The 25,639-nt window shown below is 65.5% G+C and carries 21 protein-coding genes; 10 read left to right on the forward strand and 11 right to left on the reverse strand.

Annotated features, from left to right (window positions below; translation table 11 throughout):
* Nucleotides 1-42 precede the first annotated feature (42 nt).
* From ACXJMY_RS18155 to ACXJMY_RS18165, 3 genes are all read right to left on the reverse strand, one after another.
* The gene (locus ACXJMY_RS18155) at nucleotides 43-3,204 is read right to left on the reverse strand and encodes a multidrug efflux RND transporter permease subunit (RefSeq protein ID WP_456620708.1); all 3,162 of its coding nucleotides are present in this window, start codon (nucleotides 3,202-3,204) and stop codon (nucleotides 43-45) included.
* Nucleotides 3,205-3,210: 6 nt separating this feature from the next.
* Nucleotides 3,211-4,404, reverse strand: coding sequence for an efflux RND transporter periplasmic adaptor subunit (locus ACXJMY_RS18160; protein ID WP_456620709.1), 1,194 nt, complete (start codon nucleotides 4,402-4,404; stop codon nucleotides 3,211-3,213).
* A 261-nt stretch (nucleotides 4,405-4,665) separates the two neighbouring features.
* Nucleotides 4,666-5,577, reverse strand: coding sequence for a LysR family transcriptional regulator (locus ACXJMY_RS18165; protein ID WP_456620710.1), 912 nt, complete (start codon nucleotides 5,575-5,577; stop codon nucleotides 4,666-4,668).
* Between the two features lie 102 nt (nucleotides 5,578-5,679).
* Between ACXJMY_RS18165 and ACXJMY_RS18170 the strand changes: the two genes are divergently transcribed.
* A complete protein-coding gene (locus ACXJMY_RS18170) occupies nucleotides 5,680-6,330 on the forward strand; it encodes an SRPBCC family protein (protein WP_456620711.1) in 651 nt (216 codons plus the stop codon).
* A gap of 43 nt (nucleotides 6,331-6,373) precedes the next feature.
* Here ACXJMY_RS18170 and ACXJMY_RS18175 read toward each other — a convergent pair whose 3' ends face one another.
* Nucleotides 6,374-7,402 carry an SAM-dependent methyltransferase gene (locus ACXJMY_RS18175; RefSeq protein WP_456620712.1) on the reverse strand — a complete coding sequence of 343 codons (1,029 nt, stop codon included), beginning with the start codon at nucleotides 7,400-7,402 and terminating at the stop codon, nucleotides 6,374-6,376.
* Between the two features lie 206 nt (nucleotides 7,403-7,608).
* Nucleotides 7,609-7,737 carry a hypothetical protein gene (locus tag ACXJMY_RS18180; RefSeq protein WP_456620713.1) on the reverse strand — a complete coding sequence of 43 codons (129 nt, stop codon included), beginning with the start codon at nucleotides 7,735-7,737 and terminating at the stop codon, nucleotides 7,609-7,611.
* On the opposite strand from ACXJMY_RS18180, the gene ACXJMY_RS18185 reads away from it, so the two are divergent.
* The 3 genes from ACXJMY_RS18185 (at nucleotide 7,736) to ACXJMY_RS18195 (ending at nucleotide 10,384) form a co-directional block, all read left to right on the forward strand.
* Entirely contained in the window at nucleotides 7,736-8,767 is a 1,032-nt protein-coding gene (locus ACXJMY_RS18185; protein ID WP_456620714.1) for a flagellar motor protein MotA, read from the forward strand. The two genes, ACXJMY_RS18180 and ACXJMY_RS18185, sit on opposite strands and share 2 nt — an antisense overlap.
* Before the next feature lie 23 nt (nucleotides 8,768-8,790).
* Nucleotides 8,791-9,819: a peptidoglycan -binding protein gene (locus ACXJMY_RS18190; protein ID WP_456620715.1), complete on the forward strand. Its 1,029-nt coding sequence runs from the start codon at nucleotides 8,791-8,793 to the stop codon at nucleotides 9,817-9,819.
* Nucleotides 9,820-9,937: 118 nt separating this feature from the next.
* Complete coding sequence (locus tag ACXJMY_RS18195) at nucleotides 9,938-10,384, forward strand: GNAT family N-acetyltransferase (protein ID WP_456620716.1); 447 nt, start codon at nucleotides 9,938-9,940, stop codon at nucleotides 10,382-10,384.
* A gap of 198 nt (nucleotides 10,385-10,582) precedes the next feature.
* Here the strand turns inward: ACXJMY_RS18195 and ACXJMY_RS18200 are convergent, their stop codons facing one another.
* Complete coding sequence (locus tag ACXJMY_RS18200) at nucleotides 10,583-12,427, reverse strand: ABC transporter ATP-binding protein/permease (RefSeq protein WP_456620717.1); 1,845 nt, start codon at nucleotides 12,425-12,427, stop codon at nucleotides 10,583-10,585.
* Nucleotides 12,428-12,628: 201 nt separating this feature from the next.
* Here ACXJMY_RS18200 and rpmE point away from each other — a divergent pair, with 201 nt between their 5' ends.
* A complete protein-coding gene (gene rpmE / locus ACXJMY_RS18205) occupies nucleotides 12,629-12,856 on the forward strand; it encodes a 50S ribosomal protein L31 (protein ID WP_247988093.1) in 228 nt (75 codons plus the stop codon).
* 153 nt (nucleotides 12,857-13,009) lie between these two features.
* On the opposite strand, the gene rcdA is transcribed toward rpmE, so the two are convergent.
* The gene (gene rcdA, locus ACXJMY_RS18210) at nucleotides 13,010-13,519 is read right to left on the reverse strand and encodes a protease adaptor protein RcdA (protein ID WP_456620718.1); all 510 of its coding nucleotides are present in this window, start codon (nucleotides 13,517-13,519) and stop codon (nucleotides 13,010-13,012) included.
* 602 nt (nucleotides 13,520-14,121) lie between these two features.
* Nucleotides 14,122-14,313 carry a DUF1192 domain-containing protein gene (locus ACXJMY_RS18215; RefSeq protein ID WP_456620719.1) on the reverse strand — a complete coding sequence of 64 codons (192 nt, stop codon included), beginning with the start codon at nucleotides 14,311-14,313 and terminating at the stop codon, nucleotides 14,122-14,124.
* Nucleotides 14,314-14,501: 188 nt separating this feature from the next.
* Here ACXJMY_RS18215 and metG point away from each other — a divergent pair, with 188 nt between their 5' ends.
* The 3 genes from metG to ACXJMY_RS18230 all read left to right on the forward strand — a co-directional run bounded on the left by metG (nucleotide 14,502) and on the right by ACXJMY_RS18230 (nucleotide 20,352).
* Complete coding sequence (gene metG, locus ACXJMY_RS18220) at nucleotides 14,502-16,268, forward strand: methionine--tRNA ligase (protein ID WP_456620720.1); 1,767 nt, start codon at nucleotides 14,502-14,504, stop codon at nucleotides 16,266-16,268.
* Nucleotides 16,269-16,338: 70 nt separating this feature from the next.
* The gene (locus tag ACXJMY_RS18225) at nucleotides 16,339-17,337 is read left to right on the forward strand and encodes an NAD(P)H-quinone oxidoreductase (RefSeq protein WP_456620721.1); all 999 of its coding nucleotides are present in this window, start codon (nucleotides 16,339-16,341) and stop codon (nucleotides 17,335-17,337) included.
* A 138-nt stretch (nucleotides 17,338-17,475) separates the two neighbouring features.
* On the forward strand, nucleotides 17,476-20,352 hold the full coding sequence (locus tag ACXJMY_RS18230; protein WP_456620722.1) for an EAL domain-containing protein: 2,877 nt from the start codon (nucleotides 17,476-17,478) through the stop codon (nucleotides 20,350-20,352).
* 539 nt (nucleotides 20,353-20,891) lie between these two features.
* On the opposite strand, the gene ACXJMY_RS18235 is transcribed toward ACXJMY_RS18230, so the two are convergent.
* Both ACXJMY_RS18235 and ACXJMY_RS18240 read right to left on the reverse strand, forming a co-directional pair.
* Nucleotides 20,892-21,155, reverse strand: a complete 264-nt coding sequence (locus tag ACXJMY_RS18235; RefSeq protein WP_456620723.1) for a hypothetical protein — start codon at nucleotides 21,153-21,155, stop codon at nucleotides 20,892-20,894.
* The gene (locus tag ACXJMY_RS18240) at nucleotides 21,152-21,415 is read right to left on the reverse strand and encodes a DUF7662 domain-containing protein (protein WP_456620724.1); all 264 of its coding nucleotides are present in this window, start codon (nucleotides 21,413-21,415) and stop codon (nucleotides 21,152-21,154) included. Before ACXJMY_RS18240 ends, ACXJMY_RS18235 begins: the two co-directional genes overlap by 4 nt.
* A gap of 147 nt (nucleotides 21,416-21,562) precedes the next feature.
* Here ACXJMY_RS18240 and ACXJMY_RS18245 point away from each other — a divergent pair, with 147 nt between their 5' ends.
* Complete coding sequence (locus tag ACXJMY_RS18245) at nucleotides 21,563-23,059, forward strand: diguanylate cyclase (RefSeq protein ID WP_456620725.1); 1,497 nt, start codon at nucleotides 21,563-21,565, stop codon at nucleotides 23,057-23,059.
* A 111-nt stretch (nucleotides 23,060-23,170) separates the two neighbouring features.
* On the opposite strand, the gene ACXJMY_RS18250 is transcribed toward ACXJMY_RS18245, so the two are convergent.
* Nucleotides 23,171-24,046 (reverse strand): UTP--glucose-1-phosphate uridylyltransferase, encoded by an 876-nt coding sequence (locus ACXJMY_RS18250; RefSeq protein WP_456620726.1) that lies wholly within the window; start codon nucleotides 24,044-24,046, stop codon nucleotides 23,171-23,173.
* 203 nt (nucleotides 24,047-24,249) lie between these two features.
* On the opposite strand from ACXJMY_RS18250, the gene ACXJMY_RS18255 reads away from it, so the two are divergent.
* Entirely contained in the window at nucleotides 24,250-25,638 is a 1,389-nt protein-coding gene (locus tag ACXJMY_RS18255; RefSeq protein WP_456620756.1) for a lytic murein transglycosylase, read from the forward strand.
* Nucleotide 25,639: the final 1 nt, after the last annotated feature.

Raw genomic sequence — 25,639 nt, forward strand, 5'->3', positions numbered from 1 at the left:
AATTGGCACACGGTTCTGAATCACTCAGGACCGATCCGGCGTTCAGTGGCCGGCCCTCGCCGGCGCCGGCGGGCCGTACGGCTCGCCGTCCTTTGCAGCCTTCGCCTCCCGGTCTCCGCCCAGCACGCGCTGCACCGAGACGAAGAACACCGGCACCATCAGCAGCGCCAGAATCACCACCGCGATCATGCCGCCCATYACGATGCTGCCGAGCGATTGCTGGCTGGCGCCGCCGGCGCCATGGGCAATGGCCATCGGCAGCACGCCGCAGATGAAGGCAAGGCCGGTCATCAGGATCGGGCGGAAGCGCAGGCGGCAGGCCTCGATGGTGGCTTCCACCAGCGGCTTGCCCTCTTTGCGCAGGTCCTTGGCGAACTCGATGATCAGGATCGCGTCCTTGGCCGCAAGCCCGATGATGGTGATCAGGCCGACGGTGAAGTAGACGTCGTTGGGCAGGCCGCGCAGCATCGCCGCGATCACGGCGCCGACGACGCCGAGCGGCACGGTGAGCAGCACCGCGAGCGGAATGGTCCAGCTCTCGTAGAGCGCGGCCAGACACAGGAACACCACGAACACCGACAGCGCGAGCAGGAACGGTGCCTGCGAGCCCGACAGTTTTTCCTGGAGCGACTGCCCGGTCCATTCATAGCCGAAGCCGCGCGGCAACTTGCCCGCGAGCCGCTCCATCTCGGCGATGGCGTCGCCCGAGGTGAAGCCGGGCTTGGCTTCGCCGGAGATACGCACCGCCGGATAATAGTTGAAGCCGGCGATCTGCGTCGGCCCGCGCGCCCATTCGACCGTGGTGAAGGACGAGAACGGCACGAGCTGGCCGCGGCTGTTCTTGACGTTGTAGTTGAGGATGTCCTCGGTCCGCATCCGGTCGCGGGCGTCAGCCTGCACCACGACGCGCTGCATGCGGCCGCGGTTCGGGAAGTCGTTGATGTAGTTCGAACCGAGATTGGTCGAGATCGTGTTGTTGATGTCCTCGAAGGTGACGCCGAAGGCGCCGGCCTTCTCGCGGTCGATCACGAGATTGACCACGCCCGCCTCGGGCAGGCCCTCGATATAGACCTTCTGCAGCACCGAACTCGCATTGGCTTCTGCGATCAACTGGTCGGCGGCGCGCATCAGGGCCGGATAGCCCTTCTGGCCGCGGTCCTGGAGGCGGAACGAGAAGCCCGAGGAATTGCCGAGATTGTCGATCGGCGGCGGCTGCAGCGCGGAGATCTTGGCGTCGCGGATCGACGACGACAGATCGCGGTTGATGTCGGCGACGATCGCGGCGGCCGATTCCTTCGGCCCGCGCTCCGACCAGTCCTTCAGCGTGATGAAGGCCTGCGCGGTGTTCATGCCCTGGCCGGAGAAGCTGAAGCCGGTGAGGAAGGTGACGTTGTCGACGCCGGGCCGCTGCGCCAGATATTTTTCCACCTTCTCGATCACGGCCTCGGTCCGGCCGTAGGACGAATCCGACGGCGTCTGCACGTCGGTGGTGATAAAGCCCTGGTCGTCGACGGGCAGGAAGCCGCCGGGCAGCCTGACGAAGGCCCAGGAGAGGCCGACGAGCAGCGCGACATAGACCAGCATCAGCCGTCCCGTGCGCTTCAGCGAGAAGCCGACGGTGCGGGAATAGCCCTCCTTGCCGCCTTCGAGCATGCGGTTGAACCAGCCGAACACGCCCTTCTTGGCATGGCCGTGCCCGGCCGTGACGGGCTTGAGCAGCGTCGCGCACAGCGCCGGCGTCAGCGACAGCGCCAGGAAGGCGGAGAAGCCGATCGCGGCCACCATGGTGACGGAGAACTGGCGGTAGATGATGCCGACCGAGCCCGGGAAGAACGCCATCGGCACGAACACCGCCATCAGCACCAGCGTGATGCCGATGATGGCGCCGGTGATCTGCGACATGGCTTTCCGCGTCGCCTCCTTCGGCGGCAGGCCTTCCTCGGCCATGATGCGCTCGACGTTCTCGACCACGACGATGGCGTCGTCGACGAGGATGCCGACCGCGAGCACCATGCCGAACATCGAGAGCATGTTGATGGAATAGCCGGCGAGCAGCAGCGTGGTGCAGGCGCCCAAGAGCGCCACCGGCACCACGATGGTCGGAATGATGGTGTAGCGGATGTTCTGGAGGAACAGGAACATCACCACGAACACCAGTACCACGGCCTCTAACAGCGTCGTCAGCACCTTCTTGATCGAGGCCTCGACCACGGGCGTGATGTTGTAGGGAATCTCGTAGCCGATGTTGGCCGGGAAGAAGCGCGACAGCTCCTTCATCTTCTCTTCGACCGCGCTCGCGGTCGCCAGAGCATTGCCGGTCGGCGACATCAGCACGGAGAGACCGGCGGTCGGCTTGCCGTCGAGGCGGGTGTTGAACTGGTAGCTGAGGCCGCCGACCTCGATGCGCGCGACGTCGCGCAGGCGCACGGTCGAGCCATCGGCATTGGCGCGCAGGATGATCGCGCCGAATTCGTCCGGCGAGGAGAGCTGGCCCTTGACCAGCACCAGCGCGGAGGTGCGCTGGGTCGCCGTCGATGGCTCGGCGCCGATGCTGCCCGAGGCGACCTGCGCGTTCTGCGCGGAGATCGCCTTGTTGACGTCGTCGGCGGTCAGACCATAGCCGACCAGCTTGGCCGGATCGACCCAGACACGAAGGCTGCGTTCGGTCGAATAGAGCGTGGCGCGGCCGACGCCGGGAATGCGCCGGATCTCGCCGAGCACGTTGCGGATCATGAAGTCGCCCAGCCCAACCTCATCGAGGCTGCCGTCGGTCGAATTCAGCGTGATGATCTGGAGCACCGCGCTGGAGGCTTCCTCGATCAGGATGCCCTGCTGGATCACCGCGCGCGGCAGCCGCGCTTCGACGCGCTTGATGCGGTTCTGCACCTCGACGGAGGCCGCGCTGGTATCGGTGCCCGGCACGAAATTGGCGATGATCTCGACCTGGCCGAGCGAGTCGCTGGTCGATTCGAAGTTGAGGATGCCGGAGGCGCCGTTGAGCTCCTCCTCGATCAGCCGCGTGACGCTGTTGTAGAGGTTTTCAGGCGAGGCGCCGGGATAGCTGGTCGAGATCGAGATCGAGGGCGGCGCGATGATCGGATATTGCGCGATCGGCAACAGCGGGATCGCGATCGCGCCGACCAGGCAGATGAACAGCGCGACGACCCAGGCGAAGATCGGCCTGTCGATGAAGAAGCTGGCCATGGCGCGTTACCGCGTCAGCTTCTGGGCGTGCCGGTTGTCCGCGGTCGCATCCGCCTCCGACCAGGATTGCGGCTTGACCTTGTCGCCGGCAGCGAACTTCTGGAAGCCTTCGACCACGACCTTGTCGCCGGCCTTCAGGCCGTCGGTGACGAACCAGATTCCGTCCTGCACCGAGCCGGTGCGGACCGGCTGCACCGCGATGCGATTGTCGTCCTTGACGACGAACACCTCGCTGCCGCCGCCGCCATTGCGCTGGATCGCCTGCTGCGGCACCGCGATCGCGTCGGAGTCGAGGCCCTGGTCGAGGCGGACGCGGACATACATGCCCGGCAACAGCTCGCGCTTGGGATTGGGGAACTCGCCGCGCAGCGTCACCTGCCCGGTGTGGGCGTCGACCTTGGCATCGGAGAACAGCAGCTTGCCGTCGAGCGAATAGAGGGTGTTGTCGTCGAGCATGAGGCGCACCTTGGCGGCATCGGCGGCGATGCGCTCGAGGTCGCCGCTCTCGAAGGCGCGGCGGAGCTGGTTGAGCTCGTTCACCGACTGGGTGAAGTCGGCATAGATCGGATCGAGCTGCTGGATCGTGGCGAGATTGGTCTCGTTCTGCACCGCGAGCGCGCCTTCGCTGACCAGCGCCGCACCGACGACGCCGTCGATCGGCGCGCRCACGGTGGCGTAGTCGAGGTTGAGCTTGGCGCGCGCGAGGTCGGCCTTGCGTCCCTCGACCTCGGCATGAGCCTGGCGCTCGGCCGCGACCGCCTTCTCGTTCTCGGCTTCGGGCGCGGCGCGCTGACTGGTGAGCGTCGCGATGCGGTGCGCCTGCTGCCTGGCCTGCATCAACCCGGCTTCGGCCTTGGCGACCGCCGCCTCGCTGGCCATCACCTCGACCTCGAACGGACGCGGATCGATGCGGTAGAGCGCATCGCCCGCCTTCACTTCGCTGCCCTGGCGGAACAGGCGCTCGACCACGATGCCGGAGATCCGCGGCCGCACGTCGGAGACGCGGGTCGGCGCGATGCGGCCCGGCAGTTCGCGCACCACGGCGCGCGGCTGCGGCTTGACGACGACGATGCTGACATCAGGATCGGCGGGCTGGGCAGCCGAGACCGCCGAGACGGATTCATCGCAAGCACCGAGCAGCGGCGCAAAGGCCGCGAGCATCATAGCAACGCATGCCGATCGCGCGCGAAGTCCTGACATGAAGTGGGGTGCCCCGATGTTGTTGAAACTGATCACGCTCCGCACGGACCCGTTCTGGGCCATTTCGCACGGCTGATGCCGTCAACATAGAATGGACTTGCTGCGACGCAACGCATTGCGCGGGCGGCTCAATGTCACACGAGCTATGGCACTGAGTTCAGGGTGCTTTCCTGGATTCACCGGATTGTGAGTCGGGTTCCATCGCCGCGCGCTGCGACAGAACATCGCAATCAGGGTGTGTGCTCACTGCGCCGGACTCTTTCAGGCATTCTCCCTTGCAATCACGCCGAGGCAGAAATCGATGAAGCTCCGCACTTTCGCCGGCTGATGCTGGCGTGATGGAAACAGCGCATAGAGCGGAAACATCTCGCCGGACCATTCGGGAAACAGGTTGATCAATGCGCCGCTTTCCACGAGGTGACTGCTGCCCAGCTGAAGAATCTGGGCGATGCCTGCGCCGGCTTCGCAAGCCGAAAGCATGGCGCCGACATCCGAGACCAGAACACGGGCTGATACCTTCACAGGAAGCACCTCTTGTCCCTTGCGGAACTCCCAATCGAAAGGTCGCTGGTTCGCGGCGTCGTAGAAGCCGATGCAATCGTGGTCCGGCACCTCGGACGGATGCCGTGGCCGGCCGTGCTCGGCGATGTAGGCGGGCGCCGCAACCGTGAGGACACGGGTTTCGACGAGCTTGCGCGCGACCAATGAACCGTTCGGCGGGTCACCGAATCTCAACGCCAAATCGAAGCCGCCGGCCCCAAGATCTCCGACCGCATCACGCATCAGAAGCTCAAGCGACACCTCGGGATGCTGCACCAGGAACGTCCTGATGTGGGATGACAAGACGATGCGCGAGAAGAACGGATCGACGTTCACCCTCAGCCGTCCACGCACGATGCCGGCAGAGCCCGAAGCCTCGATTGCCGCTTCTTCGATGCCGGCAAGGTGCGGTCCGACGCGTTCGTAAAAGCGCCGCCCCTCGTCCGTCAATGAGAGTGAGCGCGTCGTGCGTTCAAGCAGCCTGACCCCGACGCGCGCTTCCAGCCGCGATATGGCGCGGCTTACCGCCGAGGCGGTGAGGCCCAGGGCATCGGCCGCGCGCGCAATGGTGCCGGCCTCGATCACAGCCGAGAGGACAGTAACACCCGATAGCAACCGTCCATCGAAGGGCATCGGAATTCCTGATTTGTGTGAATGTCTATTCTGACATAACGGAAATTGGATCAGCAATCACGATCTGTCATCAGTGTCGCCATCGAAGACGCGGAGGCGAACATGACGAAACGGCTTTACTTTCCGAACATCGAATCTTGCGCGCGCTGGATGCTGCTGGGCGCGTCCATGGCGTCTCTGCTTTCGATCGCCGCTCCTGCCGGAGCGCAAACGAACGACCTTCACAGCGGCACAGGAAAGGCAGCGAGCATGACGATGAAGCAGGACCTTGCGATGCGCTCGCAGGAGATTCACTGGCCGGAGGGCTTCAATCCCGCGACTGCCGATCTGTTTTCGCACAATGAGCTTCTCATCAATGCGTCATGCGAGAAGATCTGGGGTCACATCGTGGACGCCAGGAAATGGCCGCAGTGGTATCCGAACTCCAGAGGCGTCGAACTTCCCGAGGGCACCAACGTTCTGGGCGACGGCACGGCGTGGCGCTGGAGTACGTTTGGCCTGTCGATCGAGAGCAAGGTGCAGGAATATGTGCCGCATACGCGCCTCGGCTGGTACGGTTACGCGCCGGGGACGAAGCCGAGCTTCTATCATACCTGGTATCTGGCCCCTCAAGGCACGAGCTGCCTGGTCGTGACGGATGAAGTTGGCGTGGGCAAAGATGCCGCGCACCTGCGGGAGACCGATGAGAGCCTGCTGCACCGTGGCCATGATCTATGGTTGGCGACGTTGAAATGGGTCTCCGAGGGCAACTGACCGGTCGCCGGGGGACGGTGCGCGGCATTCATGCGTGCGCGCCCTAACCCGCCGCCTTCATCCGGTACTGGCTGACGCCCCACTCGGTTCCGTCGGCGTAGCCGAACAGCCCGGCGGTCGCGAGGAAGAACCAGCGCCAGCGCCGCATCCACAACGCGGTGTCCTCGCCATAGACGTCGCGCAAGGACGCCTCGATCGCATCGCGATGCGCATCGAAATTGGCGAGCCACTCGGTCGCGGTGCGCTGATAATGCGTGCCGCTCCAGCACCATTCCTTCTCGATCACGAAGATGTCGGCATATTGCCTGACGAGGTGATGGCTCGGCATCACCCCGCCGGTGAAGAAGTGCTGCGCGATCCAGTCCTCGCGATTGGTCCGGTCGAACAGGTAGGAGCCGGAGCGATGGGTGAAGATGTGCAGGAACAGGCGCCCTTCGGGCGCGAGCCACGAGCGCACGCGCGTCATCAGCTTGCGCCAATTCACCATGTGCTCGAACATCTCGACCGAGACGATGCGGTCGAACTGGCCGTCGGGCGCGAACACGTTCATGTCGGCGGTGACGACGCGCAAATTGAACAGGCCGCGCAGCCGCGCTTGCTCCTCGACATAGGCGCGCTGGCCTTGCGAGTTCGACACCGCCGTCACCTTGGCATGCGGAAACTGCCGCGCCATCCACAGCGACAGCGAGCCCCAGCCGCAGCCGAGCTCGAGGATGGTCTGCCCGTCGGCGAGACCGGCATGCTCGACGGTCTGGCGCAGCGCCTCCTCCTCGGCCTCCTGCAAGGTGGTCGCATCGGTCTTGTAGAAGCAGGACGAATATTTGCGGTTGGGGCCGAGCACCTGGGCGAAGAAGGACGCAGGCACCTCGTCATGCCCGGCACTGGCGGCATCGACGTCCTCGGCGATCGGCCGCAGCATCATCCGCCCGGCGAAGGCGGCGTCATCGGCCGCACTGAGCGCGGCGAGACGGGTCGCCGTGCGCGAGCACAGCCGCTGGATCGCGGCGCGGATCACCACATCCGGCAGCGGCACCCGTTCGGCAGTCCCGATGATCGTAGACACGACGCTCATGCGGCCACTCCCTTGGTCAGGTCTCGCTTGGGCGGCGGAAGAAAGAACCGACGGGTTCGGGCGTAACTGCCCGCCCGGAAGCAGGCGCACGCCATCAGGACCGCGAGCGAGAGCGCGATTGCCGCCAGTCCCCCAGAATGGGTCGCCATGCAAAAAATCCGAGCTAAGCCTGCGGAATGCCGAAGTTTTGCAGAATAGGTTGGTAATCAAAGCGCGGTTTCAGGATTGGGTTCCCAGCCCAGCGCCGAAATCCGCACATCCGGCGCTTTTTTTGGGCTGGCGCTGTGCCATAGTGCCGACGCAAGCAAGCTTTCGTAACGGATGATACCGGACATGCCGTCAGGCACCTCGCCCCGCTCCTCCATGGACATCGAATACACAAAACTGTCCTCCCCCAGCGTCTTCCTGGTGCGGATGCTGGTCTTCCTGGTGCTCTGCGCGTTGGTGGGGGTGGTGCTCTACAAGCAGATCATCCAGGCCTTCTTCGCCAATCCCGGCCTCAATGCCCTGATTGGCGGCGTGCTGTTCATCGGCATCATCCTGGCCTTCCGCCAGGTCATCCGGCTCTACCCCGAGGTGTCCTGGGTCAACAATTTCCGCATCGCCGATCCCGGTCTGGCGCCGGCCCGGCACCCCAAACTGCTGGCGCCGATGGCGGCGATCCTCGGCGGCGAGCGCTCCGGCCGCATGACCATCAGCCAGACCACCATGCGGCACCTGCTCGATTCGATCGCGACCCGCCTCGACGAGGCCCGCGACATCTCGCGCTACATGACCGGCCTGCTGGTCTTTCTCGGCCTGCTCGGCACCTTCTGGGGCCTGATCGAGACGGTCGGCTCGGTCGGCAAGGTGATCGACGGGCTCAAGGTCGGGGGCGATTCCGGCGCGCTGTTCGACACGCTGAAGGAGGGGCTGGCCGCCCCGCTCGGCGGCATGGGCATCTCGTTCTCCAGCTCGCTGTTCGGCCTCGCCGGCTCGCTGATCCTCGGCTTCCTCGACCTGCAATCGAGCCAGGCGCAGAACCGCTTCTATACCGACCTCGAGGACTGGCTCGCCACCACCGTGCGCGAATATGGCAGCGGCGGCGAGGTGGCCGTCGCCGCGGGCGGTGGCGGCGGCGTTGCCAGCGGCGAGCTTCAGGCCGCGGTCGAGCGGCTCCGTTCCGTGCTCGAGGAAGGCAGCGGCAGCGCCAGCCGCGGCACCACGGCGGCGATGGCGAGCCTCGCCGAAGCCATCCAGGCGCTGGTCTCGCATATGCGGACCGAGCAGCAGATGATCCGCGAATGGGCCGACGGCCAGGGCGAGCAGAACCGCGAGATCCGTCGCCTGCTGGAACGCATCGCGCGCCAGCCGGAGAAGAGTTGAGCATCTAACACCGGAAGACGACAATGGCTCTAGCGCGCGGCCGCCGCAGCGAAGGCGCTTTCAACTACTGGCCCGGATTCGTCGACGCGCTGTCGACGCTGGTGCTGTCGATCGTGTTCCTGCTCTCGGTCTTCCTGGTCGTGCAGTTCTTCCTGTCGCAGGAGGTCACCGGCAAGGACAAGGCGCTGGAGCAGCTCAACGCCAAGATCGCGCAGCTCAACGAGCTCTTGTCGCTGGAAAAGCTCGGCAAGCTCACGCTCGACGACCAGGTGTCGCAGCTGAAGGCCGGCCTCGCCTCGGCCGAGACCGAGCGCGACCGCATCAAGGGCCTCTATGACGGCCTGGCTGCCGCCGGCAACGACGCGCAGGGCAAGACCACCGAGCTCGGCAAGGCGCTGGACTCGGAGAAGGCGGTTTCGGCGCGGGCGCTGGCGCAGATCGAGGTGCTGAACCAGCAGATCAGCGCGCTGAGGCGGCAATTGGCGGCGCTGGAAGAGGCGCTCGATGCTAGCGAGAAGCGCGACAAGGAATCGCAGAACCGCATCGCCGATCTCGGCTCCCGCCTGAACGTTGCGCTGGCGCAGCGCGTGCAGGAATTGTCGCGCTACCGCTCCGAATTCTTCGGCCGCCTGCGCGCCATTCTCGGCAACCGCCCCGACATCCGCATCGTCGGCGACCGCTTCGTGTTCCAGTCCGAAGTGTTCTTCGACACCGGACAGGCGACCCTGCTGCCGGAGGGCCGCGCCGAGCTCGACACGCTGGCGACCGCGCTGATCGAGCTCGACAAGAAGATCCCCAGCGAAATTCCCTGGGTCTTGCGCGTCGACGGCCATACCGACGTGCGGCCGGTCAGCGGTGCGAACTTCAAATCCAACTGGGACCTGTCGGCCGCCCGTTCGATCTCGGTGGTGCAGTACCTGATCTCCCTCGGCGTCCCGGCCCAGCGCCTGGTCGCCGCCGGCTTCGGCGAATTCCAGCCGCTCGACACCGCCAACACCGAGGAGGCCTACAAGCGCAACCGCCGCATCGAGCTGAAGCTGACGGAGCGGTAGTGGTGTCGGATACACCACAGCTCGTCATTGCCGGGCTTGACTCGGCAATCCATCAAGCAAAGCTTTTACGAAGTGGATGGATGGCCGGGTCAAGCCCGGCCATGACGAGTGAGCGCTGATGGGTGCCCTCCACCTCCGCCCCTACGCGGCCTCCGACGAAGCGGCGGCGATCGATCTCTGGCATCGCACCTGGCAGCAGGCCTATCCGCAGATCGACTTCGCCGCGCGGCTGGACTGGTGGCGCGAGCGCTGGCGCAAGGATCTGGTGCCGAAGGCCTCGATCGTCGTTGCGGAAGCGGATGGCGCGCTGACCGGCTTCGTCACCATCGACGGCGACGGCTATCTCGACCAGCTGGTGGTCGATCCCGCGCATTGGGGCTCGGACGCCGCAAGGCTGCTGGTCGATGAAGCCAAGCGCCTGTCGCCGGCCGGCGTGACGCTGCTCGTCAACAAGGACAATTCCCGCGCCATCCGCTTCTACGAACGCAACGGCTTTGCCCATGCGGGCGACGAGGTGAACCCGACCTCGGGACGGCCGGTGCTGAAGATGGAATGGAGGCCGTAAGGCGCGCGCCAATCTCTCTCCAACGTCGTCCCGGCGAAGGCCGGGACTCATGCCGCGTGATCTATCGATAGGCGCAGGTGGCCGTACCGCGGGAGGACTCTTCACTACGAGTCTTCGCCAAACTGTGCCCTGTGGTTATGGGTCCCGGCCTTCGCCGGGACGACAGCGGAGGTTGAGGCCACAACTCGGACTGCCCCCTCACGCCCCCTCGAACTGCAACCTCGCCAGCCGCGCGTAAAGCCCGTTCACCGCCACCAGCTCGGCATGCGTGCCCTGCTCGACGATCTTGCCCTGGTCCATCACCAGGATGCGGTCGCAGGAGAGCACGGTCGCCAGGCGGTGCGCGATCACCAGCGTGGTGCGGTGGCGCATCAGTTCTTCCAGCGCAGTCTGCACCAGCGTCTCGCTTTCGGCATCGAGCGCGGAGGTTGCTTCGTCGAGCAGCAGCAGCGGCGCGTCGCGCAGGATCGCGCGCGCGATTGCGATGCGCTGGCGCTGGCCGCCGGAGAGCATCACGCCGCGTTCGCCGAGCGGGGTCTCAAAACCTTCGGGCAGGCGGCGGATGAACTCGGCGGCGTGTGCGAGCTCGGCGGCGCGCTCGACCTCGACGTCGGTCGCATCGGGCCGGCCGAAGCGGATGTTCTCGCGGGCGCTGGCGGCGAACACGGTCGACTCCTGCGGCACCAGCGCGATGCGCGCACGGAAGTCGCGGGGGTCGGCCGACTGCACCGGCACGCCATCGAGCGAGATCGCGCCGCCCCGCGGATCGTAGAAGCGCAGCAGGAGATGGAAGATCGTGCTCTTGCCGGCGCCGGAGGGACCGACGATCGCGACCTTCTCGCCGGGCCGCACCGCAAACGAGACGGCGTCGAGCACGTTGACGTCGGGCCGCCCCGGATAGGAGAAGCTGACGCGATCGAAGCCGACCTCGCCGCGCGCCGGCACCGGCAGCGCGCGCGGCGCTGCGGGCGCTGCGATCTCCGGCTGCACATGCAGGATCTCGAACAGGCGCTCGGCGGCGCCCGAGGCGGCCGAGACCTCGCCCCAGACTTCGCTGAGCTGGCCGAGCCCCGCGGCGGCGAAGGCCGCATAGAGCACGAACTGGCCGAGCCGGCCCGGCGTGATGGCGCCGGTGAGCACGTCATGCGAACCGATCCAGAGGATCGCGACCACGCTTGCGAACACGATGAAGATGATGATGGCGGTGAGCACCGCGCGCGCCTGGGTCGAGGTGCGTGCCGCCTCATAGGCCTGCTCGACCTCGCCGCCGAAGCGCTTCGCAGCCAGCCCTTCGCTGGTATAGGCCTGCACGGTGCGGATCGCGCCGACCAGCTCGCCGGCATAGGCGGAAGCTTCGGCGAGCGTATCCTGCGCGTTGCGCGACAGCCGCCGCACCCAGCGCCCGAATGCGACCAGCGGCAGCACGATCAGGGGAATGGCGAGCAGCACGAAGCCGGACAGGCGCGGACTGGTGATCACCATCATCGCCGCGGCGCCGAAGAACATCATCAGATTGCGCAGCGCGATCGAGACGGAGGCGCCGACCGCGGATTTGATCTGGGTGGTGTCGGCGGTGAGCCGCGACACCAGTTCGCCGCTGCGCGCGGAATCGAAGAAGGCCGGCGACAGCGAGAGCAGGTGGCCGAAGACGTCGCGCCTGAGATCGGCGACGATGCGCTCGCCGATCGTCATCACCAGGTAGTAGCGCGCGGCACTGGCCAGCGCGAGCACGGCGACGACCGCGATCATCACCGAGAAGTAGCTGTTGATCAGCGCGATGCCTTCCGGCGTCAGGCCGAAATCGATCATGCGCCGCACCGCGATCGGCACCAGCAGCGTGGTGAGCGCAGCGATGGTCAGCGCGACGAAGGCGAGCGCCGCGCGGCCGCGATAACGGGCGACATAGGGCGCGAGCGCCAGCAGCGGACGCAGCTTGGCGCGGCCCTTCGCCGGCGCCTCGATCAGCTCGGCCTCGATCTGGGCGGCGGGCACGTTCTGGCCCTCCTCGCGGTACTGGTCGTCAAGCCGTTCCACAGCGCTCATAAGATCGGGCCCAAGGGGAGAGGTCTGCTCCACATAGGCCGGTGCAGGGGGAGTGGCAAATCCGGGATGCTCCTTAGGGGATGGCCCGGTTCTCCTTTGCCCACAATGGCTTGTTTTACCGGGTCCCGTGGGGTATAGACCCGGCCAAATCCGTCATCGACATCACTCAAGCAAGCGACGCCGGTCGCCCTAGGAATTGCCATGAAAGCCGAAATTCATCCGAATTATCATATGATTAAGGTCGTGATGACCGACGGAACCGAGTACCAGACCCGCTCGACCTGGGGCAAGGAAGGCGACACGCTGAACCTCGACATCGACCCGAAATCGCACCCGGCCTGGACCGGTGGCAACGCGCAGCTGATGGATCGCGGCGGCCGCGTCTCGCGCTTCCAGAAGAAGTTCTCGGGCTTCCTCAAGAAGGATTGATCCGGCCCGCAAGGCTGGAAACGAAAAACGCCCCTGGGAGACCAGGGGCGTTTTTGTTTTTAGCCGTCATTCCGGGGCGGCTCGCAGAGCCGAACCCGGAATCTCGAGATTCCGGGTTCGATGCTTCGCATCGCCCCGGAATGACGAAATCGCTTACCGCTCGAACGCCGCCTTCAGCGCGTTGAGGTGCGGCACCAGCGGGTTGCCGATTGCCACGTGATCGGTCGGCGGGGTGTGGATGGTGGTGTCCAGACGGCGCACGCGGGTCTGGAGGCTCATCGAGCGATGGATCAGCTCCTGCAGCTGCGACGGCAGCTTCTCGATGGTGTCGGCGGGGCCGGGATCGGCCGCCGAGAGCTTGACCTTGGTCTTTTCGCGGTTGGCCTGGCCGAGCGTCATCTCGCCTTCCTTCACCGCGCGGTGCAGCAGCAGCCACGAGGCGAGCTGCATCAGGCGGGTGGTGAGGCGCATGCTCTCGGTCGCATAGGTGAGGCTGACGGCCCGATCGAGCGCTTTGGCCTCGGCGCGGCCGGCGCCGTCGAGATAGGCTGCGGTCTCTTCGACCAGGTCCATGCCTTCGCGGAACAGGGCGCCGAAGGCCGCAGAATTGGTGAACCGCTCGCTGAGTTGAACGAGAGCGCCGTCGGCTTGCAAACGTTCCATGGTTAACGCCCCTTACGCAACTGTTTACCCACCCGGCTTTGGCGCCGGCTTATGATGAACAAATCATTGCGCGCTGGGAGCGCGGAGTCCAGCGACAAGCGCGGATATGGTTTCCGCGGGTCTTTCCTCGGAATTCAACCGCAAAGAGAGGCAAAAAAGAGCCGCCGGAAAACCGGCGGCTTTGAAAGTTGATAACAGGGAGGCGTCAAACAGAGTGGACAGGAGCCACTCGGTGTCCAAACGAGGACAGTTCCAGTCATAAACCCGAAAGCTTAATCGGGAGTAAACGAACGATTATTTTGAGGGTTCGTTAGCCATGTCGGTCAGTGGCCGAGTGCGGTGCGGAACAAACTTTCCGCCGTCATTCCGGGGGGCGCAAAGCGCGAGCCCGGAATCCATAGCCACAGGCGGACGCAGCGGCCCGGCTCTATCAGCCTGCCCGTTTCAACTGCCTGTGGTTATGGATTCCGGGCTCGGCGCTCCGCGCCGCCCCGGAATGACGACGGAGGAAATTCGGCGCATAGCGAAACAAATCTGTCCGATGGCCGCGACAAGCCCGGCCATGACGCCGTGGAAGCGGGTCGCGCCCCTCTGCCGATTTGCTACGACTTGAAGATGCTGTTCGCGGCATCGCGCGAGGCGCGCTTCCTGGTGGCGGCTTCCTCGAGCCTTGCGATTTCGGTCTTGAGCAGGGCGACGCGCTCGGTCAGTTCCTCCACCGACAACAGTGAGAGATCCTGTCCTATCTCGTGGCTGATCTTCTTGCGCGGGCGGTCRTCGTCTTCCGTCGGCATGTGTCCTCCCGGCAACCAGGTTCCGAGGCCCGCCGATCTGGCGTCTTCAACCCCGAGGTGATATCCATGTTCACGCGAGGAGAATTTTGCAGTGACTTTCGTGTGCGCGCAACATCTGACGCGAATGCCCCGGCCCGACCGCAAGGAGTCTGACCGGACGGGATAGTGCGCGTCCACGCGCGCAAGGCATGAGCCGACCCCAAGCCCTTCCGATCACGCGGGAGGGCTTTTTGATTTTCACCGGTCGGCATCACCAAACGCGAAAGACCGCACCCATGACCAAATTTCTCATCACCAGCGCCCTTCCCTATGTGAACGGCGTCAAGCATCTCGGCAATCTCGCAGGCTCGCTCCTGCCTGCCGATGTCCACGCCCGCTTCCGCCGGCAGGTCGGCGACGACGTGCTCTTCATCTGCGCGACCGACGAGCACGGCACACCCGCCGAGCTCGGCGCCATCCAGGCCCGCCAGGACGTCCGGGCCTTCTGCGATGCCCAGCACGCCGTTCAGGCCGACATCTACCGCCGCTTCGGCCTGTCCTTCGATCACTTCGGACGAACCAGCTCGCCGCAAAATCACGCGCTGACGCAGCACTTCTTTCGCAAGCTCGAGGCGGCCGGATTGATCGAGGCGCGCGAGCTGCAGCAAGTCTGGTCGCCGGTCGATCAGCGCTACCTGCCCGACCGCTACGTGCTCGGCACCTGCCCGCATTGCGGCGACACATCTGCGCGCGGCGACCAATGCGACCGTTGCGGTACGCTGCTCGATCCGCCGGAGCTGATCGAGCCGCGATCCGCGTTGTCCGGCGATCGCGCACTCGAAATCCGCAACAGCCGCCATCTGTTCCTGCGGCAGTCGCGCCTCATCGAAAACCTGATCGCCTGGATCGACAGCCGCGCCGGCTGGCCGTCTTTCGTGGTGTCGACCGCAAAAAGCTGGTTGACCGCAGACTTGCGCGATCGCTGCATCACGCGCGATCTGGCCTGGGGTATTCCGGTCCCGCGCGAGGGATTCGAGGACAAGGTCTTCTACGTCTGGTTCGACGCGCCGATCGGCTACATCGCTGCGACGCAGGAATGGGCGGCCGCCGATGCGGGCCGCGACTGGCGACAATGGTGGTGGCAGGCCAACGACGTCAGCTACATCCAGTTTCTCGGCAAGGACAACATCGCGTTTCACACCGTCAGTTTTCCCGCGACCCTGATCGGCTCCGGCGAGCCGTGGAAGACGGTCGACGTGATCAAGGGACTGCACTGGCTGAATTACGAAGGCGGAAAGTTCAGCACCAGCCGCAATCGCGGAATCTTCACCGACGCTGCGCTGGAGGAATTGCCGGCCGATCTCTGGCGCTGGTGGCTGATCGCCAATGCGCCCGAGAGCGCCGATACCGATTTCAGCGTCGCGAAATTCGCCTCCGATGTGAACAAGGATCTCGCCGACATCTTCGGCAATCTCGTCAATCGCATCGTCAGCTTCACCCATCACGCCTTCGATGGCCGCATCCCTGCCGGCGGCACGCCCGATGAAGCCGAGCAAGCGCTGGCGCACGACCTGGAGCGACGCATCGCCTCGCTCCGCCGGCATCACGAGGCACTGGAATTCCGCGCCGCAGCGGCCGCAACCCGCACGATCTGGGACGCGGCAAACGCCTATCTGCAGCACTCAGCGCCATGGGCGCAGCTCAGGTCCGATCCACCTCGCGCGGCCGTGGTGACGCGGACCGGGCTCAATCTGGTGCGCATCTGCGCAGTGCTCGCCTGGAGCATCATCCCTCATTTGGCCGATCGCGTGCTGCGCGCCTTCGGCCGCGAAGTCGCCATCCCGTGCTGGCCAGATGGCCCGCTCACCGCGCTGCTCGATGGCGGTGCCGGCACGCCGGTCGCGCAGCTCGGTCCGCTGGTCGAAAAAATCGACCCGCACAAAGCCGGCCATCTGGCGGCGCGGTTTGGCGTTTAATGGCGTTTCACTTCGGCGGAAAAGGCGATATGTGAACCGCCAACCCTCAACATGTGGCCAAGGACAAATCATGGACAAGCTGCCCGCGCAAATGACCGTGGTCGCCATCTCCAAGCCCGGCGGACCGGAGGTGCTGGTGCCGGAACAACGCGCACTGCCGCAACCCGGCCCCGACGAGATCCTGGTCAGGGTGCAGGCCGCGGGCGTCAACCGGCCCGACGTGGCGCAGCGCTCCGGCGCCTATCCGCCGCCGCCCGGCGCCAGCGACCTGCCCGGCCTCGAGATCGCGGGTGAAGTGGTGGCGGTGGGCAGCAATGCCAAGCGGCACAAGATCGGCGACAAGGTGATGTCGCTCGTCGCCGGCGGCGGCTACGCGCAGTACTGCATCGCCCAGGATGCCCAGGCCATGAGTGTGCCGCCTGCGCTGTCGATCAAGGAAGCCGGCGCGCTGCCGGAAACCTTGATGACGGTCTGGCACAATGTGTTCGAGCGCGGCGGGCTGAAGGCCGGCGAGACGCTGCTGATCCATGGCGGCTCCTCCGGCATCGGCACCATGGCGATCCAGCTTGCGAAAGCGTTCGGCGCCAAGGTGATCGTCACCGTCGGCGGCGCCGACAAGGCCGAAGCCTGCCTCAAGCTGGGGGCCGACCGCGCCATCAACTACAAGACCGAGGACTTCGTCGCCGTGGTCAAGGCGGAGACCAACAATGCCGGCGCAAATCTGATCCTCGACATGGTCGCCGGCGACTATGTCGATCGCAATTACGACGCCGCCGCGGTCGACGGCCGCATCGTGCAGATCGCGACGCTCAATGGCCCCAAGGTCAACGTCAATATCGCCAAGGTGATGGTGAAGCGCCTGACCCATACCGGGTCCACGCTGCGCCCCCGTACTAATGCGGATAAGGCGGCGATGGTGGCCGCGATCGAGGCGAAAGTGATGCCGCTTTTGCGCGAAGGCCGCGTCAAACCGCTCATGGACAGCACTTTCCCGCTGGAAAAGGCATCCGACGCACACCGGCGCATGGAAACCAGCGCACATATTGGCAAAATTGTGTTGGAGGTCTAGGCCTCTGACCCACAGGCAAGGCGGAAACCCTTTGATTTTCCTCGCTTTCGTGGCATCTATCGCAGCGCGCCGAACCACTTTCGTCCGGTCGGAAATCGCCTTGCACACAGAGTTTGCGTCGAACGCGGAGAACTGACCTTGCGTCTGATCAGGTGCCTCGCGCCCATCGCGCTGGGCCTCATGATTCTTGTCGCCGCGTCGCCTGCACGCGCGCTCGACGCTGTCAGCGTTCGCGGCGACGCGCCCGCGATCGACCTCACCAGCGTGCTCGAGCACCAGCGCAGTGATGCCGACCGCATCCAGGTCTCGACCGCGCCGGGCACCGACGGCATCGTCCGCCGCATCGAGGTGCGCGCCCGCGAAGGCGGCCAGAACTGGGTGGTGTTCGCGCTCGCCAACAACACCGACGACCAGCTCGACCGTCTGATTGTCGCCCCGCACTACCGCATCGTGTCCTCGGGCCTGCTGTGGCCCGACCTCGGGCTGTCGCGCATCGCGACCATCACGCCGTCCACCGGCGACCGGCCGGAGCGGCAGGAAAGCCCGACCGCCGACGTCTTCCGCATCACGCTCGACCCCGGCGCCGTCATCACCTTCGTCGCGGAACTGCGCACCGACAAGCTGCCGCAGCTCTATCTGTGGGAGCCGGAGGCCTACAAGGACAAGGTCAACTCGTTCACGCTGTACCAGGGCATCGTGATCGGCATCTCCGGGCTTTTGGCTCTGGTGCTCACCATCCTGTTCGTCGTCAAGGGCAGCATCATGTTCCCGGCGGCCGCGGCGCTGGCCTGGGCGGTGCTGGTCTATATCGGCGTCGATTTCGGCTTCTGGGGCAAGGTGCTCGACATGTCGAACAACGCCGAGCGCATCTGGCGCGCGGCGGGTGAAGCGATCCTGGCGGCGACGCTGCTGGTGTTCCTGTTCGCCTATCTCAATTTGAGCCGCTGGCATGTGCGCTATTCGCACATCACGGTGGGCTGGCTCGCCTTCCTCGGCTCGCTGGTGGCGCTCGCTCTGTTCGACCCGGCGGTCGCCTCCGGCATCGCGCGCATCTCCCTGGTGCTGATCGCCTTCGCCGGCTTCGCGCTGATCGTCTATCTCTCGACCCACGGCTTCGATCGCGCTGTGCTGCTGATCCCGACCTGGTTCCTGCTGGTGGTCTGGGTGATCGCGGCCGGCATGACGGTCGCGGGCTCAGTCACCAACGACATCGTCGGCCCCGCGCTGCTCGGCGGCCTCGTGCTGATCGTGATGCTGATCGGGTTCACGGTCATGCAGCACGCCTTTGCCGGCGGCGGCGCCACCACCGGCGTCGTGTCCGACATCGAGCGGCGGGCGCTGGCGCTGGCTGGTTCCGGCGATCTGATCTGGGACTGGGACGTTTCCGCCGACAAGGTCTTCACCAGCCCGGAGACCGAGGCCCTGCTCGGGCTGAAGCGCGGCACGCTGGAAGGCCCGGCCGCGTCGTGGCTCGAGGTGCTGCATCCGCTCGACCAGGACCGCTTCCGCGCCGCGCTCGACAGCGTGCTCGACCAGCGCCGCGGCCGCCTGGTGCAGGATTTCCGCCTGCGCACCCCCGACGGTCATTTCATGTGGTTCGCGCTGAAGGCGCGCCCGGTGGTCGGCTCCGACGGCGAGGTCTCGCGCGTGGTCGGCACCCTCACCGACGTCACCGAGCTGCGCAACGCCGAGGAGCGCCTGCTGCACGATTCCGTGCATGACAACCTCACCGGCCTGCCCAACCGCAAGCTGTTCATGGACCGGCTGGGTGCGGTCGCGCATTTCGCCAAGTCGATGCCGACGCTGCGGCCGACGCTGATGGTGATCGACCTCGACCGCTTCAAGCAGGTCAACGATTCCGTCGGCATCGCGGTCGGCGATTCCATCCTGCTCACGCTCGCCCGCCGCCTCACCCGCATCCTGAAGCCGCAGGACACGCTGGCGCGGATGGCCGGCGACCAGTTCGGCCTGATCCTGCTCTCGGAGCAGGATCCCGCCCGCATCACCGCCTTCGCCGAGACCATCCGCAAGACCATCCGCGCGCCGATCGCCTTCAACGACCGCGAGATTTTTCTCACGGCCTCGATCGGCCTCGCCTTGTCCGATCCGCAGACCCAATTGACTGACGAGATCATCAAGGACGCTGAGCTGGCGATGTATCATTCCAAGCGCATCGGCGGCGACCGCATCGACGTCTACAAGCCGGCGATGCGCGCCCGCAAGACCGACCGCCTGACGCTGGAGAGCGAGCTGCGCCGCGCCATCGAGCGCCAGGAGCTCACCATCCTGTACCAGCCGATCGTGCGGCTCGAGGATCGCTCCATCGCCGGCTTCGAGGCGCTGTCGCGCTGGGATCATCCCAAGCTCGGGCGCATGGCGCCGTCGGAATTCATCACCATCGCGGAAGAGACCGGCCTGATCGTCGACCTCGGCATGTTCGTGCTTGACCAGACCGCCAAGCAGCTCGCGATCTGGCAGCGCGCGATGCGCTCGCGCGAGCCGATCTTCGCATCCGTCAACGTCTCGTCGCGGCAATTGCTGCGCCACGATCTGATCCACGACATCCGCACCGTGCTGTCGCGCTCGTCGGTGGCGCGCGGCACGCTGAAGCTGGAGCTGACGGAATCGCTGGTGATGGAGAACCCGGAGCACGCGGCGCAGATGCTGACGCGGATCCGCGAGCTCGGCACCGGCCTGTCGCTCGACGATTTCGGCACCGGCCATTCCTCGCTGGCCTATCTCCAGCGCTTCCCGTTCGACACCATCAAGATCGACCAGTCGTTCGTGCGCACCACCAACCGCGGCACCCGTCCGGTGATCCTGAAGTCGATCATCGCGCTCGCGCACGACCTCGGCATGGACGTGGTGGCGGAAGGCGCCGAGACCGATTCCGACGCGGTCGAGCTCTACCAGATGGGCTGCGAATACGCGCAGGGCTTTGCCTTCGGCGAGCCGATGGACGCCGACGCGGCGATGCGGCTCCTGACGGAAGTGCGGCTGGAAGCGGCGAGCTAGCGCCTGTCTTCTTGCGCTCTCCTCCCGGAACGAGTCGCTCGCAAAGCGAGCGGGGTGCCGCACCGGCGCGCTGATGCCGGGCTTGATCCAGATCAATAGACCCTGCTCGACCACCATGAAAGATGGCGCGCAGCATTCGATCCAGAACGGCTTCGTCATCGAGGTCACTGGGCTCGCCGCTGTCTTTCTCAGGAGTCACGGATGACCCGGCACGTTTTCTACGCGATCACCCTCATCGGCACCGGAGTGTTCCTCGCCTCATCGGCCGAAGCAGTGACAGCCGCACGATGCGAGGATCGAAGCGCAAATTGCCTCGGCACATGTGCCGACTACACCGGCGGGGCCGGTGACGTTCGAGGGCGCCAGAACACATGCGTGCGCGCCTGCGACCGGCAGGCGACCAGATGCCTGATACGAGCCCATGACGCTGACGACCGCTGGCCCCGTAATCGCCAATGAAGGCCGTGGTGCCACACTTGGTGCCACACTTGGGCTAACGCCCCCCGTCTCGCGCCGACGGCGCACCGCGTCCAGCTGACCTACCCTGGCTTGCGTCGTAGCCCCGCGACCAAACAAAACCCCGCCAGCAGCGAGATCGCGGCAAGACCGCCCCACACCAATCCCGCCTGTTCGAGATACACATCCTGCGAGACCGGGTCGTAGCAGCGGCCGAGTTCGTTGAAGCAGTCGCGCCAGCGCCAGTAGCGGGCCTCGAAGGCGAGCGCGAACAGCACGCCCAAGCCGACCAAAGCTACGCCAAGAATCCCTCTCAGCCAGCGCAGGATCGTGCGGCCCGAAATCACCTACGCCGGTCGCTCTTCAGCTTCGTGAACCGCACGCTCTGGCCGTCCGGCATCCGCATCGCCTTGAAACCCGCAGCAAGGCAGGCTTCGCGCTGCGGCATCTGGATGTCGGGGCTACGCAGGCTGTCCCACCACGAGGCGCGATTGGCCGCGCGCGGCAGGGCCGCGCCGATGATCTCCTCGATCTGCTCGAAGGTCAGCACGAATTCGGCCTGCTTGTGCCGCATCAGATAGTCGCGCAACGCGTCGTAATCGCTCACAGCCGTCCTCAGCTCGCTTGTCCTGAACGCGGCCCTGCTCAAAAGCGTGAGCCGCGGAAACCAATTCTTAACTCATTGCAGCAGCGACGTCCCGATTTAAACACTACTCAAGCTTTCAGGCGCATCCAATAATGTCGGGAGCAAACGATGTTGTCTGGATGGCGCGAAGTCATGGCCCGCCGGCCGTGGCGAATTTCGGCGAAGCTGCTGATCGTCTCGTCCGTGGTGACGGTGATCGGCTTTTCCGCCATTTTCGTCAACGTGATGCTGGACATGCGTCGCGGCGAGGAGGCGCTCGCCCACCAGACGCTCGAGAACCTCGCAACGACCATCGAGTCCGACATCAGCCGCAACATCGAGATCTACGATCTGTCGCTGAAGGCGGTTTCCAGCGGCATGCTGCTGCCCGAGATCGCCACGGTCTCGAAATCGATCCGCCACCTCATCCTGTTCGATCATGCGACCACGGCACGGCATTTCGGCGCGATCCAGGTGTTCGATGCCGACGGCCGGCTGACCATCGACGCCTCCACGCTCGATCCCCTTCCGGAGAACCGCGGCGACGAGGACTACTTCAAGGTCCATCGCGGCAATCCCAGTGCCGGATTGTTCATCAGCCGCCCGATGCTGTTCCGCGGCGCCTATTCCATCGTGCTGAGTCGCCGCATCAGCGACACCGACGGCGGCTTTCTCGGCGTCGTCGCCGGCTCGATCCGCTTCAGCTATTTCCACGAATTGTTCGAGCGGCTGAGCCTCGATCCCGAGGACACCATCACCGTGCTCAAGCGCGACCGCACCATCATGATGCGGCGGCCGTTCGATCTCGACGTGATCGGCACGAACCTCGCCGACCGGCCGGTCTGGAAGGCCGACAATCTGAAGATCGGCAGCGCGTTCGCCGGACAAGGGCCGATCGACGGCACCCCGCGGCTCTATGTCCGCAGCAGCGGAACCAATCCGCTGTTCGTGGTGGCGGGCAAGCCCCTGAGCGCCGTATTCGCGCTGTGGCAGAAGGAGGCGCTCCGCATCGGCGCCGTGGTCCTGGCGCTCGCGCTGTTCGTGCTCGGGACGGCGATCGTGCTCGCCCGCGAGATCGGCCGGCGCGCCGACGCCGAAAGCAGGCTCGAGGAGATGGCGACGACGGACGCGCTGACGGGCCTGCGCAACCGCCGCAAGTTCGACCATGTGATCGACGTCGAATGGCGGCGCGCCATGCGCCAGAAGACCCACGTCGCGCTGTTGATGATCGATGCCGATCATTTCAAGGCCTACAACGACACGTTCGGTCACCAGGCCGGCGACCAGGTGCTGGTCGGCATCGCGATCTGCATTTCCGACTCGGTGCGCCGCGCCGGCGACTGCGCCGCGCGCTATGGCGGCGAAGAATTCGCCGTGCTGCTGCCGGGCACGTCGGCTGCCGACGCCTTCAAGACCGCCGAAACGATCCGCGGCAAGGTGCAGGGCTGGTCCGACGACCAGGCGGCGTCGACCGTCTCCTGCGGCGTCGCGAGTCTCGTTCCCACGACGGGGATGGACTGGGCGGTCCTGGTCGCCGCCGCCGACAAGGCGCTCTACGCGGCCAAAGCCGGCGGCCGCAACCAGTCCGTGGTCGCGAGCCTTCCGACGCTGTCGCTGGTGGCGTGATCTAGGCTGTCATTCCGGGGCGGCTCGAAGAGCCGAACCTGGAATCTCGAGATCCCGGGTCTGGTCCTTCGGACCATCCCGGGATGACATCGAGGGCGTCCGCCTTCGATGTCACTGCCCCAGATACTTCTTCATCTCCGCGATCAGCCCGTCGCGCAGTTCGGGCCGCTGCAGGCCGTAGGCGATGTTGGCGCGGAGGAAGCCGGGCTTGGAGCCGCAATCGTGGCGCTCGCCTTCGAACTCGACGCCGTAGAATTTCTGCGACCTGGCCAGCCCGATCATGGCGTCGGTGAGCTGGATCTCGCCGCCGGCGCCGCGCTCCTGGGTCTCCAGGATCTTGAAGATCTCCGGCTGGAGGATGTAGCGGCCGGTGATCGAGAGGTTGGAGGGCGCGGTGCCCTTGGCCGGCTTCTCGACCATGCCGTCGACCTCGAACATCTTGCCGGTGCGCTTGCCCACGCCGCAGATGCCGTATTGATGGGTGAGATGGTCGGGCACCGCCTCGACCGCGATCACATTGGATTTCTCGCCAAGCTTGCCGGCGGTCTCGATCATCTGCTTCAGGCAGCCGGGCGAGTTGAGCACGAGCTCGTCGGGCAGCACCACCGCGAACGGCTCGTTGCCGACGATGTCGCGCGCGCACCAGACCGCGTGGCCGAGGCCGAGCGGCGCCTGCTGGCGGGTGAAGCTGACGGCGCCGGCGTCGGGCTGGTTCTGCGCCAGGATGTCCTGCTCGGCCTTCTTGCCGCGCGCGGCCAGCGTGGCATCGAGCTCGAACATCCGGTCGAAATGATCCTCGATGACATTCTTGTTGCGGCCGGTGACGAAGATGAAGTGCTCGATGCCGGCTTCCCTCGCCTCGTCATAGACGTACTGGATCAGCGGCTTGTCGACGATGGTCAGCATTTCCTTCGGCATCGCCTTGGTGGCGGGCAGGACGCGGGTGCCGAGGCCGGCAACGGGAAATACGGCTTTGCGAATTTTCATGGGATCGATCGAATACCTGAGGACGTGAACGGAGCAATGGCATCTTGCTAGCTTGTTTGCAGCCGCTAACAAAGGCGGATGTGGGGCCTCGCGCTCACAGAGTTGAGAAAAAGGCCGACACCAAAATTTCATCTTTGTTAGGCTATTGGCAACCGTAACCGGGCCTCCTGATGGCGGATTTTTGGCCGGACAGGTGGGACATGATGCAATCAGTGGCAGGGCTGGCAAAACGTGCAGGATCCGTGACCGGCGTAGCGCTGGCTGCGGCCGCCTTGCTGCTGCCGGCCTGCGCGCAAGCACAGGCGCAAAACGGCCTGTCGAACCTGTTCGGCGGCATTTTCTCCGGCCCGAACCCGGCCCCGTCACAACCCGCGCCCGGCGGCGCGCCGACAGGTGCGCAACCGTGGAGCGGCGAGGACGGCGCGTCCGGTCATCCGCTGATGACCGCGGCCGCGATCCGCGAGGCCGCTTCCAATTTCAACAATTGTGTCGCGGCGATGTGGCCCGATGCCGCACGGCGCGGCATCACGCAGGAGAACTTTCAGCGCTTCACCACGGGGCTTGCGCCCGATCTGCGCATCATGGACCTGATGGATTCGCAGCCGGAGTTCACCAAGTCGATCTGGGACTATCTCGACATCCTCGTGAACGACAACCGGCTCGCCAAGGGCCGCGAGATCCTCGCCAAGTACAAGGCGCAGTTCGACGCCACGGAAAAGGCCTATGGCGTCGATCGCTACATCATCGCCTCGATCTGGGGCATCGAGTCCAACTACTCGACGCAGATGGGCGACCGCAGCGTGCTGCAATCGACCGCGACGCTCGCCTGCATCGGGCGCCGCCAAGCCTATTTCAAGGACGAATTCCTGTCCGGCCTGGAAATCCTCAACCGCGGCGATCTGCGGCCCGAACAGTTGCGTGGCTCCTGGGCCGGCGCCTTCGGCCCGACCCAGTTCATGCCGACCGCATTCAAGCGCTTTGCCGTCGACGGCGACGGCGACGGCAGGCGTGACGTCGTCGACAATCCCACCGATTTGATCGCCTCCACCGCCAACAATCTGAAAAAGGACGGCTGGCAGACCGGCCAGACCTGGGGTTACGAGGTCGTGGTGCCGCAGGGCTTCAACTACATGCTGGCCGATCGCGCCAAGGCGATGACGATGGCGCAGTGGGAGAAGCTCGGGCTCAAGCGCCCGGCGGGCCAGCCCTTCCCGCATCCGGCGGAGAAAGCCTATCTGCTGGCGCCGGCGGGCGCGCAGGGGCCGGGCTTCCTGATGCTGCAGAACTACCGCGTCATCATGAAGTACAATCCGGCCGAGGCCTATGCGCTGGCGATCGGCCATTTCGCCGACCGGCTGCGCGGCGGTCAGCCCTTCGTGCAGCCCTGGCCGCGGCAGGAACGGGAGCTGTCCCGCACCGAGCGCCTGGAACTCCAGCAGCTGCTGGCCCAGCGCGGCTTCTACAAGGGCACTCCGGACGGCCAGTTCGGCGGCCAGACCCGCGAGGCGCTGCGCAACTTCCAGGCCTCGATCGGGGTGCCCGCCGACGGATTTGCCTCCTCCGACGCGCTGGAGCGGCTGCGCGGACGGTAAA

This window comes from Bradyrhizobium sp. P5_C12 (assembly GCF_054049735.1).